This is a genomic window from Halolamina salifodinae (genome assembly GCF_017874235.1).
Taxonomy (GTDB): domain Archaea; phylum Halobacteriota; class Halobacteria; order Halobacteriales; family Haloferacaceae; genus Halolamina; species Halolamina salifodinae.
The window spans coordinates 44,267-57,142 of record NZ_JAGGLC010000006.1 but is presented as its reverse complement, the minus strand read 5'-3'; the positions used below and the strand labels follow the sequence as shown (position 1 = coordinate 57,142).

Sequence of the window (12,876 nt, the reverse complement as noted above, 5' to 3'; positions counted from 1 at the left end):
TGCATTAGCTATGGAGTTCGGACTGACCCAGGAACAGGAGCAGCTACGGGAGGAGGTGCGCCGGTTCGCGGAAAACGAGATCAAACCCGTCGCCGGGGAGTACGACCGCGAGGAGAGGTACCCCGCCGAACTCGTCGAGCAGGCGGCTGATCTGGGCCTGACGGGCGCCCACTTCCCCATCGAGTACGGCGGCGTCGGCTACTCGACGCTGGAGATGGCGCTGGTGACGGAGGAACTGTTCGCGGTCGATCCGGGCATCGCGCTCTGTATCACCAGCGCCGGCTTCGGCGCCGAGGCCATCATGGAGTTCGGCACCGAGGAACAGAAGGAGGAATATCTCCCGCCGATCACGGAGGGCGAGGCGGTGATGGGCGCGGCCATCAGCGAACCCCACGCCGGGTCGGACGTAAGTTCGATCTCGACCACTGCCGAGAAGGACGGCGACGAGTGGGTCCTCGATGGCTCGAAGATGTGGATCACCAACGGCTCGGTCGGCGACTACTTCGTCGTGATGTGCGAGACGGACCCGGACGTTGGGGATCGCTACACCGGCTTCTCCCAGATCATCGTCGAGCGCGACCGCGAGGGGTTCGAGAGCGAGAAGATCACTGGAAAGCTGGGGATTCGGGCCAGCGACACGGCGGAGCTCCGGTTCGACGACGTGCGCGTGCCCGAGGAGAACCTCGTCGGCCAGCGCGGGATGGGGTTCCCCCAGTTGATGCAGTTCTTCGACGAGACGCGAACGATGGTCGCGGCGCAGGCGGTCGGTATCGCGAAGGGCGCCGCCGAGCGTGCGCTGGCGTACGCGGAGGAGCGCGAGCAGTTCGGCCGCTCGATTTCGGAGTTTCAGGCGATTCGGCACAAGCTTTCGGAGATGCACACCCGGACCGAGGCGGCCCGGCAGTTGACGTACAAGTCCGCTTGGAGCGTCGAACACGCCGAGGACGACCTCACGATGCTGGCGTCGATGGCCAAGGAGTTCGCCTCCGACGTGGCGACGGACGTCGCCGACGAGGCGGTCCAGATCCACGGCGGCGCGGGCTTCGTCGACGACTTCGACGTGGAGCGACTCTATCGGGACTCGAAGATCACCCAGATCTACGAGGGGACGACCGAGATTCAGAAGAACATCGTCGCGCGGGAGCTACTGGGTGAGGGGTATTGAGCGGGGCTACTGAGCGAGGGCTACTGAGTGTCGCGTGACCCGCGGGCCGCTCGCGGAACGCCGCGATTCACCCCTTCTGCGGCGCCCCGGCCACTGCTTGCGGTTCGCTGGGCCTAATCCGCGGTTAATCGGGGTAAAGTCGCCCCCAACTCCGGCCGAGTAACTCCCCGGTTTACCCCTGTCTGGGCACTCCCGACAAGTGTATGAGCGACACAACGACGACACGACGAACGTATCTCCGAGCGGCTGGCGCAATCGGTCTCGCGGGCATCACGGGGCTGGCCGGCTGTACGGGCGGGTCGGCCACAGGGACACTCGCGACGAAAGTGAAGGACGCACCGGGAGATATCTCGGACTTCGAGAGCTGTGTCGTCACTATCCAGGGGTTCTGGCTGAAGGAGATGGACGGCACGGAGACCGAGGAAACCGACGGCACCGAAACCGAGGCCACAGAGACCGCTGAGAGCACCGCCACGGCCGAGGAGACGGTCCAGCAGGACGAGGAGGACGTCGACCAGAGCGACGAGCGCACGTACTACGAGTACGACGAACCGCAGGAGGCCGACCTCGTACAGCTACAGGACGGGAACACCAAACTGGTCGACGAACACGAGATCGAGACGGGCACGTACGCGTTTCTCCAACTCGATGTCTCGAGCGTCGACCCCACGCTCTCGGGCGGCGGCGACGCCGAGGTCGGGACGCCCGGCGAGGCGCCGCTGCAGTTCAAGGAGTCCTTCGAGATCCGTGCGGACCAGCGCACGACGTTCACCGCCGACTTCACGCCGGTCAAGCGGGGCCAGACCGGGACGTACCTCCTCCAGCCGGTCGCCAAGGGTACCGAGGTTTCCTACTCGGACGTGACCGAGACTGAGGGGACGGCGACGCCGAGCGAATAACGCGGGGTGTTTCGTTCGCGGGTAGCTTCTTTCTTGCGTCACCACTCAGGGTCGGAGAACGGCCTCGGCACTCATAGGGCTCGTCGTCGCCGGATGCCGAGTCCGACTCGGAGCGGTGCCGTCGTCATCGGCCGTCTTCGCGTCGGCGGCGCCGGCGTATCAGCGTTACCCATCGCGGGGGCGAGCGCCGCGTCCGGGACGCCGTCACCGAGGGGACGGCGACGCCGAGCGAATGAGGGACCGCCTTTTCGCGGGCGGCAGTTCTTTCCGAGCGGTCACTCACGGGCGCCGGTGGCGCACGGTCACGGTACTCGCCGGGAACGTCGTCGCCGGACGGCTACTGCTCTAGCCGTGCCAGTAGCTCCGAGAGCGTCTCGGCGGCTTCGGCCAGTGTCCGGTCGTCGTGCCGGTCACGGGCGTTGACGACGGAGTCGTGGGCCGCCTCGAGCGCCGCCCGAAGGTCATCGTCGACGTCGACGGGGGTAATCACGCCCGTGAAGTAGTGTTCGCTGTCGTGTTTGAACTCGCCGAACGAGATGCGGACCTCCAGTTCGTGGCCCTCCCGGTGCTCCGCGGGGAGGTCGACCCCTGACCAGTCGAGTTGGCGCTCGCCCGTCGAGAGGTACTCCTTCATCCCTTCGAAATGCCTGGTTCGGAGGCGGTCCGGGATCAGCACGCCCAGCGACTCCCCCTCCAGCTCCATGGGCGGCCAGCCCAGCACGTCCTCGATGGCGGGGTTGGCGAACTGGACCACGCTGTCCTGGTCGATGCTGAGGATGCCGACGCCGACGCTCTTTGCCAACTCCTGGAACCGGGCGCTCTCCCGGTCGAGCATCGCCGAGGCGCTGGCTTTCTCACTGGCGATGCGGGGGAGGCGGTGGGCCAGTAGCGTCTCGCCGGCCTCGCGGGCGACGAAGCCGTCGGCGACCGCCAGCACGGCGTCGAGGTCGACCGCGTCCGTCTCGGCATAGACGACCACCGAAACGTCGGGGAACCGCCGACGCACGCGCTCGGGCACGCCCGCCCAGTCGGCGTCGAGCAGGAGGCAGTCGACGGCCGATGTCTCGAGCGTCGCCATCGCGCCGCCCGTGTCCGACACCGACTGGACAGCGAACCCCTCGCGGTCGGCCAGTGATGGCGGCACCTCTCCGACGGCAACGACTCGGAGTGAATCGGACATGCCCGGACGGTCCGGCGGCACCGCGGTATAACTTCCGACTATGGCGTCGCGTTCATGGCCCCCCGCCACCACGTCCGGGTATGGCCACCACGCTCGAGGGAACGATCCTCCGCGGCGAGTCGTTCGACCCCATCGAGGGGCGCGTCGTCGTCGAGGACGGCCGCATCGCCGCCGTCGAGGAGGCCGATACCGACTCGACGGACATCGTCCTGCCCGCCTTTGTCAACGCCCACACCCACATCGGCGACTCCATCGCCAAGGAGGCCGGCGGCGGCCTCTCGCTGGACGAACTGGTCGCACCGCCGGACGGCCTCAAGCACCGCCTGCTCCGGCAGGCCAGCCGCGAAGAGAAAGTCGAGGCGATGGCCCGCAGCCTCCGATTTATGGAGGATTCGGGCACCGCGGCGTTTCTGGAGTTCCGCGAGGGCGGCGTCGAGGGCGTCGAAGCGATCCGGGACGCCCTCGATGGTCGCGACATCGACCCCGTGATCTTCGGCCGCGAGAGCGCCGACGCGATGCGGGCCGCCGACGGCTTCGGCGCCAGCGGCGCCCGCGACAGTGAGTTCGGCGACCTCCGGGAGGCCTGCCGCGAGGCAGGGAAGTCGTTCGCCATCCACGCCGGCGAGCGCGACCCCCACGACCTCACGCCCGCGATGGATCTCGACCCGGCGTTCCTGATCCACGTCGTCCACCCGCGAGACGAACACCTCGACCGGATCGAGGACGAGGAACTTCCCGTCGTCGTCTGCCCGCGGTCGAACCTCGTCACCAACGTCGGCGTCGCCCCCATCCGTGAACTGGTCGAGCGCACGACCGTCGCGCTGGGGACGGATAACGTGATGCTGAACTCGCCGTCGATGTTCCGCGAGATGGAGTTCACCGCCAAACTCGCCGACGTGAGCGCGACCGAAGTGCTCCGGATGGCGACCCGCAACGGCGCGAAACTGGCCGAGAAGGAGTACGGCCTGATCGAGGAGGGCCGACCCGCGAAGCTACTGACCCTCGACGGCGATTCGGACAACCTCGCGGGCGCCGAGGACCCCGTTCGTGCGGTGGTTCGACGGGCCGGCGAGGGCGACGTAAAGGGCGTGCTGCTATAGAGAGTTGGAGTGATTGGTTACGGATAGGGGTGGTAGGCCCGACCGGGCTTCGCCTCGAACCCCATCGACGCGGCGACGCGGTCGAGTCGGTCGCCGAAGAACGGCTCTGCGGTGAACAGGGGCTGGGCTTTCGGAATCACCGCTCGGACGCCCTCGAAGCCCAGCGTTGCCACGTCGCGAGTGGTCGTCCGGGCGGCGTAGGGGGTGAGGTTCGCTTCTCGCACGCGCTCGACGAGCGTTTCGAGTGCTTCCCCGCCCGATAGATCGGCGTCGTCCGCGACGCTCTCGGCGGGAATCGTCGTCGCGGGGTGGGTTAGCTCTCGGACGCGGTCCGGGAAGTCGGCGTACTCGGCGATGGCGCCGCCCTCGTCGGCGGCCTGTTCGGGGCCCATGTCTCGGAGTTCGATCCAGTTCTGGATCGCCTCCGCCAGCGCGCCGGTGGCGGCGTCGACGGGGTCTAGATCGGCGCCGGATCCGGCGGCGAATCGAGGCCACTCGCCACCAGCACGGTGGACGGTGGCTGCGACGACCGGCACGTCGATGTCCTGCGTGAGCAGGGTGACCGTGACGGTCAGGTCCTCGCTCGCGGCGCGTTTCTCGAGTTCGGTGAAGCGCTCGTCGTCGATGGAGAGCCCAAGCGGCTCGTAGTCGGAGTACCACGAGAGCATCGTCGCGTCGCGCTCGATGACCTCCGAGAGCCCCGAAATCGTCGCCTCGACGGTCGAACTCCCGAGGCCGAGACCGGTGGTGATCGGCGGCTTGATCCGCTGTTCGGGCGGGGGGTACTGGACGGCTTCGGCCGGGAGCCAGACGCCGTCCTCGCTTTCGAGGTCCAGTCCCGGGACCCACGGGCGCTCGGCCGCCGGATCCGGGTCGTAGCTGTCCGAGGTGACGAACCGGTCGGGCGAAACGGCGTTGTCGAGTGCCGTCGCGGGCGCGTGGCGGAACTCCGCGTTCCGGTAGACGCCGGCGGCGTAGCGCTCCAGCGCCTCGCCCAGTGCCTTCATGTACGCCTCGTTCCAGTCGGCGGCGGCGCCGGCGGCGAAGGGAGCGGCGCTGGCGTCGGAGAACCCCTCGGTCCCGGCGTTGGCGGCCATGTAGTACGGCAGCGGGAACGAGGCCTGTTCGCCGACCTGCTCGACGATCCCCACGCGCTCGTCGACGGCCGCCTCGGCACGGCTGAGTGCCTCTTCGAGGTCGGTCTCGCGGTCGGAGAGCGAGAGCATCCGGTCCCGGCCGGGCGAACAGCCACAGAACGGCACCGGCTGGAACCGGCGCTCGGGGCCGTCGACTTCGACGACGGTGCCGCCGAGATCCTCGCCGGTCAGGATCCGGGTGGCGCGGCGGCCGGCGAGCGCGCCCGCGTAGCGCACGGCGCTGGTGGGCGCGGAGGGTTTCGCTTTGCTCGCTTCGGCCGTGGCGTCGACGCGGCGCTGCAGACAGCGGTAGCAGCCGGAGGTGGGCGTGTACACCGAGACGGCGGCGTCGATCTCGTCGACGGCGTGGCCGCCGATGCCGCCGATTTCGACGGCGACCCAGCGATCCAGCGCGTCGCTGTCGGCGGCGGCGCCGAACGCGTCCGCGCCGGCGGCGCCGACGACGAAGCAGAAGCCGATGTCGCCGAACCCGTCGCTGCCCGTCTCGACGACTCGTGCGTCGAGGTCGGCCATCGCCGCCTCGATGGCGTCGGCGGCGGGGCCGCTCCCGACGATTCCGATATCCATGGATCGAGAGGGGGGGCGCGGCTCGCAAAAAGGGACGGGTGCCGGCTTAGCTGGCGATCATCGACTGGGCGACGCTGGCGATCTCCTCGGCGTCGGCGTCGTGGAGTCGCTCGTCGCCGAGTTTCAGGCGCAGGCGCGGGCGACCCACGTCGATGGGGACTTTCTCGGTGTCGATCAGGCCGAGCTCCTCGAGGCGGGTCTTGGTTCGGGAGAACGTCGCCTTCGAGGCGATACCCACGTCCTCGCCCCACTTGCTGATGTCGTAGAGCAGGATGTCGTTCTTGGCGGCGACCAGCAGCGAGATGGTGACCTCGTCGAGGCCGTCGCCGTCGCCGCGGGCGGTCTCCAGCGACTGGAGCACGCTGTCGAAGTCCTCACGGGACTGTTCGCCGATGTCGTCGGCCATCGTCTCGCGGACGCGGGAGATGGCGGGCGTGCGGAGATTGAACTGGTCGGCGGCGTCGAAGCGTTCGGCGTAGTCCTCGTAGGCCAGCCCGGTGAACTCCTCGTCGTCGGTGGTCAGGCCGGCGACGGCGCCGCCGGCGGCGACGACGGCGACGGTGCGCTCCTCGGTAATCAGCAGCGCGTTGTCGGTGTCCGCATCGAGGTTCCGGAGTTCGAGGGCGCCGGACTCGGCCAGGTCCGCGGCGTTGCTCGCGACGAGGAAGTCGTCCATTACGTCCTTGAGCATGCGCTCGTTAGCGAGGAGCTTCACGGTCGGGAGGTCGCCTTCGTACTCGGTGCCGAGGTCGATCAGCGCCTCGACGGCGGCCGCGGAGGGGTCGACGAACAGCAGTTCGTCACCAGCGTCGTCGATGCTCTCCCGGAGGATATCCTCGATTTCGCCGCCAAGTAAATTCGATGTCATTCTAGTAGAGTATATGCGGCACTCTATATTTAATATTAACGGGAAAACCACCGTCTCAGCGCCTCTGCAAGCTATTGCTTATGGGGGATGACTATGGAAACAACTACTGGCGATGCTGCGGTTCCTCGCGGTCCAGAACGGCGCCGTCGCCGCCGACGAGACGCTCGTGGAGCCCACCCCCTCGGTGCCCATCTCGACGTCGTTGCGCACGGCCACGACCGAGATCGAGCCGTCGGCGCGCCCGCGGTAGGTCGCCCGGTTCGCGTAGGCTGCGGGGAGCGTTTGAGCTCGATCCCGGTGTCGGGCGCGCGGTCGGCGACAGTTAGGCTTAACCCGGCAGTGGACGGGCATGAGGATATGGAGCACGACCACGTCCGGCAGGTGGACCCCGACACCGCAGACGCACTCGAAGCCGAGATCGCTCGGCAACAGGACACGATCACCCTGATCGCCAGCGAGAACCACGTCTCCGAGGCCGTGATGGATGCTCAGTCCAGCGCGCTCACCAACAAGTACGCCGAGGGCTACCCGAACCACCGCTACTACGGCGGCTGCGAGCACGCTGACACGGTCGAACAGCTCGCAATCGACCGTGCGAAGGAGCTCTGGGGCGCCGAGCACGTCAACGTCCAGCCCCACTCCGGGTCGCAGGCGAACATGGCCGTCTACATCGCCGCGCTGGACCCCGGCGACAAGATCCTCAGCCTCGATCTGACCCACGGCGGCCACCTCAGCCACGGCCACCACGCCAACTTCGTCGGCGAACATTTCGAGGTGCAGCATTACGAGTGCGACGGCGAGACCGGCTACATCGACTACGAGGGACTGGCCGAGAAGGCCGACGCGTTCGACCCCGACATGATCGTCTCGGGCTACTCCGCGTACCCCCGCGAGGTCGAGTGGGAGCGCATCCAGGCGACCGCCGCGGAAGTCGACGCCCTCCATCTCGCGGACATCGCCCACATCACCGGCCTCGTCGCCGCGGGCCAACACGAATCGCCGGTCGGCATCGCCGACTTCGTCACTGGCTCGACGCACAAAACCATCCGCGCCGGCCGCGGCGGGATGGTCATGTGCGGCGACGAGTGGGGCGAGGCCGTCGACAGCGCGGTCATCCCCGGGATGCAGGGCGGCCCACTGATGCACAACATCGCCGGCAAGGCCGTCGGTTTCAAGGAAGCACTCACCCCGGAGTTCGAGGAGTACGCGGCCCGCGTCGTGACCAACGCCGAGGCGATGGCCGAGCGCCTGCAGGACCGCGGGCTGGAGCTCGTTTCCGGTGGGACCGACACCCACCTCGTGCTCGCCGATCTCCGGCCGTCCCACCCCGACACGACCGGGAAGGACGTCGAGGAGGCCCTGGAGAAGGCCGGCGTCGTCCTCAACGCCAACACCGTACCCGGCGAGACGCGCTCGCCGTTCAACCCCTCCGGCATCCGCGTGGGGACGCCCGCCATCACGACCCGTGGCTTCACGGCGAGTGACTGCCGTACCGTCGCTGACTGCATCGCTGATGTCGTCGACGCGCCCGACGACGAGGACGTGATCGCCGAGGTGTCCGAGACGATCGGCGACCTGACCGACGAGCACCCGCTGTACGAGTAGACCCCGGAGCGGGACGGTTATCCGTGTGGGTCTTCTCACCACGGGTGATGCAGACCCTCTGGATCGGTCGTGCTGCCCCTCCCGCGTCCGTCGCTGCCGCCTGCGGAGGGCGAGACTGGGCGCTTCTGACGGCCGATCCGGAGGCCGCCGCCGCAGCCGTGCCCGACCGCCGCCCCGACGCGGTTCTCGTGGGCGTCACCGACACTGACTTCGACGCGCTCCGAGCGGCCGCGCCGGAGACGCCGATCGCTTACTGCCCGCCGGAGACGACGCCCGACGGCGTCGCAGCCGCGACCGCGGCCGGCGTCGATGTAGTGCTGCCGCAGGACGCCGACGAGTGGGACGCTGGGTCGCTTCTGGACCGGATCGCCGGCGCTCGGACGGCGATAGCACAGCGAACCAACGAGACCGTCTCCGACGGCGCCGGGGCGAACCAGCCCCGGCAGAGCGCCGGCCAGCCACCGAGCGCGACCGAAACCGACGCCCTCCCCGAGGGCCGGCCGCCGCCGTCGGGGACGCTGGCGGTGGACGAAACGGGCCGGATCAGCTACGTCGGCGAGCGCGCGGCCGGCCTGCTGGACCGGAACACCGACGCCCTGCTTGGTAGCGATCTGCGTGACGCGCTGCCCTGGGAGGGGCTCGACCGCCTGGCACAGGTCACGAACGACCTCGACGCCGAGGACGGCACGGTGTCGACCGTCGAGCGACTGATGCCCGCGAACCGGTGGCTCCGCCTGACTGCCCGGCCCACCGACGAGGGGGCGACGATCACTATCGAGCAACTCGACGACGCGGCGCGCCGACGGGTGGTGCTGGACCGGATTCACGGCGTCACGCGGCGCCTCTTCGCGGCGGAGACGCCCCAGGCCGTCGCCGAAATCGCCTGCGAGGCGACCCGCAACGTGCTCGGCTTCGACCTCGTGGCGGTCCGGCTCTACGACCCAGTCGACGACGTGCTCCGCCTCGCCGCCAAGACGGAGGGGGTCGAAAAGCTGATGCCCGCGCGGCCGACCTACGAGGCCGGTGAGGGCGTCGCCGGCCAGGTGTTCGAGATGGGCGACCCCAAGATCAGCCCCGACCTCGAGGAGGACCGCTTCGGCGCGGTTCGGTCGGCGATCACCCTGCCGCTGGAGGATCACGGCACGATCAGTATCGGCTCGATAGTGCCCGACGCGTTCGACGAGGAGGAGCTCTCGCTCGCGCGCCTGCTGTCGACGACGGTCGTGGCCGCCCTGGACCGCGCGGACCGCGAGGCACGGCTCCGGCGCAGGGAGGCGGTGCTCGAGTCGATCCAGGGGATGGTGTTCGCGTTGGACGAGAACCGGATCGTCGACTACGTCTCGACGCCGCTGGCAGAACGGATGGGAACGACCCGGGAGGCGCTGGTGGGTCGGCACGTGACAGAGTTCGTCGACGTCGAGGCGTTCTACCGGGCCGAGAGCCAGATCGCCTCGGGCGAGTCTGAGGTGTCGCTGAGTCTCCAGATAGCGCCCGTCGACGGGGAGTCGTTCCCCGCGCACGTCGACCTCTCGGTGCTGGAACAGACCGAGTCGGGGGAGAGCCTCGTCGGCGTCGTCGAGGACCGCTCGACGCTTGCGGCGGCCCGCGAGGACCTGCGACAGGAGCACGAACGGCTGTGGACGCTGTTCGAGAACCTCCCGGACCCGGTCGTCGACGCCGAACACGTCGAGAACGGGCCGGTGATCCGCGCGGCCAACGACGCGTTCGCGGAGGTGTTCAACTGCGACCGCGAGGCTATCGTCGGCGAGCGGATCGACGAGGTGCTCTCCTCGCCCGCGGGCGCACCGGCCGGCAGTATGCCGCCGGAAGCGATCAACGAACAGATCAGCGAGGGCGCGGTGACCGGCGCGAAAGTCCAGCGCGAGACCGAACAGGGCGCGCGCACGTTCCTGTTCCGGGGGATCCCCTACGCGCAGGACGACTCCGTGCGCGCGTTCGGCATCTACACCGACGTGACCGACATCGAGCGCCGGGAGCGCCACGTGAAGGTGCTCGACCGGCTGCTCAGACACAACCTCCGGAACGATCTGGGTGTCGTCATCGGCCGCGCGGAGAACGTGCTCGAACACACTGAGGATCCCGAGATCCGCGAGGAGGCGGTGGGGCTGGTCGAGGCCGCGAACGGGCTGATCGACCTCAGCGACACCGCCAAGCGCATCCGCCGGATCATCGAGGAGCCGACGGCCGACCGCTCCCCGATCCCGGTCGCGCCGCTGTTCGAGGGGGTCGCAACGGACGCCCGCGGGCGGTTCCCCAGGGCGACCGTCGATGTCGCGGACGGCGAGGACCTCGCGGTGCTGGCCACGTCCGACGTTCGCCTGGCGCTCGAGGAGTTGGTGGAGAACGCCATCGTTCACGGCGGCGATCCGGTCGAACTCCGTGCCGAGCCGTTCGAGTCGGCGCCGTCGGCGTGGGTCGACCTGCTGGTGATGGACGCCGGCCCGGGTATCCCCGAGACCGAGCGCGCGGCGGTCACCGGCGACCGGGACATCACCCAACTCCAGCACGGCAGCGGCCTCGGTCTCTGGCTCGTACGCTGGGCGGTCGAGTCCGTCGGCGGCGACCTCGGCTTCGAACGCCGGGACGGGCGGACGGTTGCTCGGATCCGACTCCGGCGGGTCGACGCAGAGTAATACACGTTTCTGTCTATTCGTACAACATTCGGGAAGGATATATGCACATATCCGAGGGTTGAAGTGGCAACGCCGCCCTGTTCGGCGTATGAACGACGCCATTCAGGAGCGACCGGGCCGCGCGGACGTGATCGACGGCGAGGCCGTCGCCGCGAGCGTGCGCGAGTCGGTGACGGCGGCGGTCGGCCGGCTCGGCGAGGCGGGCGTGACACCGGGGCTGGCGACCGTGCTGATGAGCGACGACCCGGCCAGCGAGACGTACGTCCGGATGAAGCAGCGCGACTGCGAGCAGGTCGGCATCGAGAGCCACCATGTCGAGATCGACACCGACGCCCCGCAGTCGGAGCTGTTCGCCACTATCGACCAACTGAACGAGGACCCCGCCATCGACGGGATCCTGATCCAGCGCCCGCTGACCGAGGGCGTCGACGAGCCGGCGGCGCTGCGCCGGGTCGACCCCGAGAAGGACGTCGACGGCTTCCACCCCGAGAACGTCGGGCGACTCGTGACCGGGGACCCGCGGTTCGTCCCCTGTACGCCGCTGGGCGTCCAGCGACTCCTCACGGAAGCGGGCGTCGAGATTCCGGGCTCGGACGTGGTTATCGTCGGGCGCTCGGAGCTCGTCGGCAAGCCGCTCGCGAACCTCCTGCTCGGCCGTGATGACGACGCCGATGCGACGGTGACGGTCTGTCACTCCAACACGGAGGATCTGGCGAACCACGTCTCCCGTGCTGACGTGGTCGTCGTCGCCGCGGGGGTTCCGAGGCTGGTCACCGGCGAGATGCTGGCCGAGGGCTCGGTCGTCATTGACGTGGGCATCAACGCCGTCGGCGAGGGCGACGACCGGACGCTTGTCGGCGACGTGGACTACGAGAGCGCGAGCGAGGTCGCGAGCGCCATCACGCCCGTGCCGGGCGGCGTGGGGCCGATGACCCGGGCGATGCTGCTCAGAAACACCGTCAACGCCGCGGCTCGGCAGGCTGGCGTCGAGATCGACTCGTAGCCGACCATACACGACTGCGGCATCGACTCGGAGGCCGTGACACGGCGGTCACGGCTGTTCGCGCGCCGTTGCCGGGTCAGTCAGAAGCATCGCTTCTGACGGCGTCACCAGAAATCTCCGATTTCTGGTTGGCGAACGAGAGCCGAAGGCTCTCGTCAACGCGGTCGGCTACTCCGTGACGACAGTGACGGGCCCCTCGAAGTCGAGGATGACCCGCTGAGTCACGTCGCCGAAGATGGCCTTCCCCGTGGGCGAGCGGCGTCGCCCGGTCAGGAAGATGTGGTCGCAGTCGTGGGTCTCAGCGCCCCGTAGCACCGTCTCCGCGCGGTCGCCGACGGCGCCGGCGGTCTCGTAGTCGATGTCGATGTCGCTCAGTTCTTCGATCCCCACGTCGCTCGCGAAGCTTCGCGCGCCCTCGAGGGCCTGATCGACCGAGTAGCTCACGTCCGCTTCCGGGATGGCCTCGAGGGCCTCCCGTTCGTCGGCGTACTCGTCCTCGCTGATCACACAGAGCAGCGTCAGCCGGGCGTCGACGCCGGCGGCCAGTTCCCCAGCCTCGCGAACCAGGTCTTTGGCTACCTCTTCCGGACCGACGACGGCGAGTGCGTGTTCCATACCTGCTCATACGGGGGTCCGGTGATAAAACCGGGTGAAAAACACGGTACCACAGCGCATGGA

11 protein-coding genes are annotated in these 12,876 nt (G+C 68.7%); 7 read left to right on the top strand and 4 right to left on the bottom strand.

Annotation, left to right across the window (positions count from 1 at the left end; genetic code table 11):
• Window positions 1-10: 10 nt before the first annotated feature.
• Window positions 11-1,165 carry an acyl-CoA dehydrogenase family protein gene (locus J2753_RS12875; protein WP_209492468.1) on the top strand — a complete coding sequence of 385 codons (1,155 nt, stop codon included), beginning with the start codon at window positions 11-13 and terminating at the stop codon, window positions 1,163-1,165.
• Window positions 1,166-1,368: 203 nt separating this feature from the next.
• Window positions 1,369-2,064, top strand: coding sequence for a DUF4382 domain-containing protein (locus J2753_RS12870; RefSeq protein ID WP_209492467.1), 696 nt, complete (start codon window positions 1,369-1,371; stop codon window positions 2,062-2,064).
• A 337-nt stretch (window positions 2,065-2,401) separates the two neighbouring features.
• On the opposite strand, the gene J2753_RS12865 is transcribed toward J2753_RS12870, so the two are convergent.
• On the bottom strand, window positions 2,402-3,244 hold the full coding sequence (locus J2753_RS12865; RefSeq protein ID WP_209492466.1) for a PAS domain S-box protein: 843 nt from the start codon (window positions 3,242-3,244) through the stop codon (window positions 2,402-2,404).
• Between the two features lie 80 nt (window positions 3,245-3,324).
• Here J2753_RS12865 and J2753_RS12860 point away from each other — a divergent pair, with 80 nt between their 5' ends.
• On the top strand, window positions 3,325-4,344 hold the full coding sequence (locus J2753_RS12860) for an amidohydrolase family protein (protein ID WP_209492465.1): 1,020 nt from the start codon (window positions 3,325-3,327) through the stop codon (window positions 4,342-4,344).
• A 17-nt stretch (window positions 4,345-4,361) separates the two neighbouring features.
• Here the strand turns inward: J2753_RS12860 and J2753_RS12855 are convergent, their stop codons facing one another.
• Window positions 4,362-6,068, bottom strand: a complete 1,707-nt coding sequence (locus J2753_RS12855; RefSeq protein WP_209492464.1) for a YcaO-like family protein — start codon at window positions 6,066-6,068, stop codon at window positions 4,362-4,364.
• Between the two features lie 46 nt (window positions 6,069-6,114).
• On the bottom strand, window positions 6,115-6,936 hold the full coding sequence (tbsP, locus tag J2753_RS12850; protein WP_209492463.1) for a transcriptional regulator TbsP: 822 nt from the start codon (window positions 6,934-6,936) through the stop codon (window positions 6,115-6,117).
• Between the two features lie 112 nt (window positions 6,937-7,048).
• Here tbsP and J2753_RS12845 point away from each other — a divergent pair, with 112 nt between their 5' ends.
• The 4 genes from J2753_RS12845 (at window position 7,049) to J2753_RS12830 (ending at window position 12,198) form a co-directional block, all read left to right on the top strand.
• Window positions 7,049-7,186, top strand: a complete 138-nt coding sequence (locus tag J2753_RS12845) for a hypothetical protein (RefSeq protein WP_209492462.1) — start codon at window positions 7,049-7,051, stop codon at window positions 7,184-7,186.
• Window positions 7,187-7,293: 107 nt separating this feature from the next.
• Window positions 7,294-8,541, top strand: a complete 1,248-nt coding sequence (glyA, locus tag J2753_RS12840; RefSeq protein ID WP_209492461.1) for a serine hydroxymethyltransferase — start codon at window positions 7,294-7,296, stop codon at window positions 8,539-8,541.
• 47 nt (window positions 8,542-8,588) lie between these two features.
• The gene (locus tag J2753_RS12835) at window positions 8,589-11,195 is read left to right on the top strand and encodes a PAS domain-containing protein (protein ID WP_209492460.1); all 2,607 of its coding nucleotides are present in this window, start codon (window positions 8,589-8,591) and stop codon (window positions 11,193-11,195) included.
• 88 nt (window positions 11,196-11,283) lie between these two features.
• Window positions 11,284-12,198 carry a bifunctional 5,10-methylenetetrahydrofolate dehydrogenase/5,10-methenyltetrahydrofolate cyclohydrolase gene (locus J2753_RS12830; RefSeq protein ID WP_209492459.1) on the top strand — a complete coding sequence of 305 codons (915 nt, stop codon included), beginning with the start codon at window positions 11,284-11,286 and terminating at the stop codon, window positions 12,196-12,198.
• 168 nt (window positions 12,199-12,366) lie between these two features.
• Here J2753_RS12830 and J2753_RS12825 read toward each other — a convergent pair whose 3' ends face one another.
• Complete coding sequence (locus J2753_RS12825) at window positions 12,367-12,813, bottom strand: universal stress protein (protein WP_209492458.1); 447 nt, start codon at window positions 12,811-12,813, stop codon at window positions 12,367-12,369.
• Between the last annotated feature and the right edge of the window lie 63 nt (window positions 12,814-12,876).

Coding starts and splice junctions, on each gene's coding strand:
- J2753_RS12860 (WP_209492465.1), top strand. CDS start 3,325: ATGGCCACCACGCTCGAGGGAACGATCCTCCGCGGCGAGTCGTTCGAC.
- tbsP (WP_209492463.1), bottom strand. CDS start 6,936: ATGACATCGAATTTACTTGGCGGCGAAATCGAGGATATCCTCCGGGAG.
- J2753_RS12865 (WP_209492466.1), bottom strand. CDS start 3,244: ATGTCCGATTCACTCCGAGTCGTTGCCGTCGGAGAGGTGCCGCCATCA.
- J2753_RS12870 (WP_209492467.1), top strand. CDS start 1,369: ATGAGCGACACAACGACGACACGACGAACGTATCTCCGAGCGGCTGGC.
- J2753_RS12830 (WP_209492459.1), top strand. CDS start 11,284: ATGAACGACGCCATTCAGGAGCGACCGGGCCGCGCGGACGTGATCGAC.
- J2753_RS12855 (WP_209492464.1), bottom strand. CDS start 6,068: ATGGATATCGGAATCGTCGGGAGCGGCCCCGCCGCCGACGCCATCGAG.
- glyA (WP_209492461.1), top strand. CDS start 7,294: ATGGAGCACGACCACGTCCGGCAGGTGGACCCCGACACCGCAGACGCA.
- J2753_RS12845 (WP_209492462.1), top strand. CDS start 7,049: ATGCTGCGGTTCCTCGCGGTCCAGAACGGCGCCGTCGCCGCCGACGAG.
- J2753_RS12875 (WP_209492468.1), top strand. CDS start 11: ATGGAGTTCGGACTGACCCAGGAACAGGAGCAGCTACGGGAGGAGGTG.
- J2753_RS12825 (WP_209492458.1), bottom strand. CDS start 12,813: ATGGAACACGCACTCGCCGTCGTCGGTCCGGAAGAGGTAGCCAAAGAC.
- J2753_RS12835 (WP_209492460.1), top strand. CDS start 8,589: ATGCAGACCCTCTGGATCGGTCGTGCTGCCCCTCCCGCGTCCGTCGCT.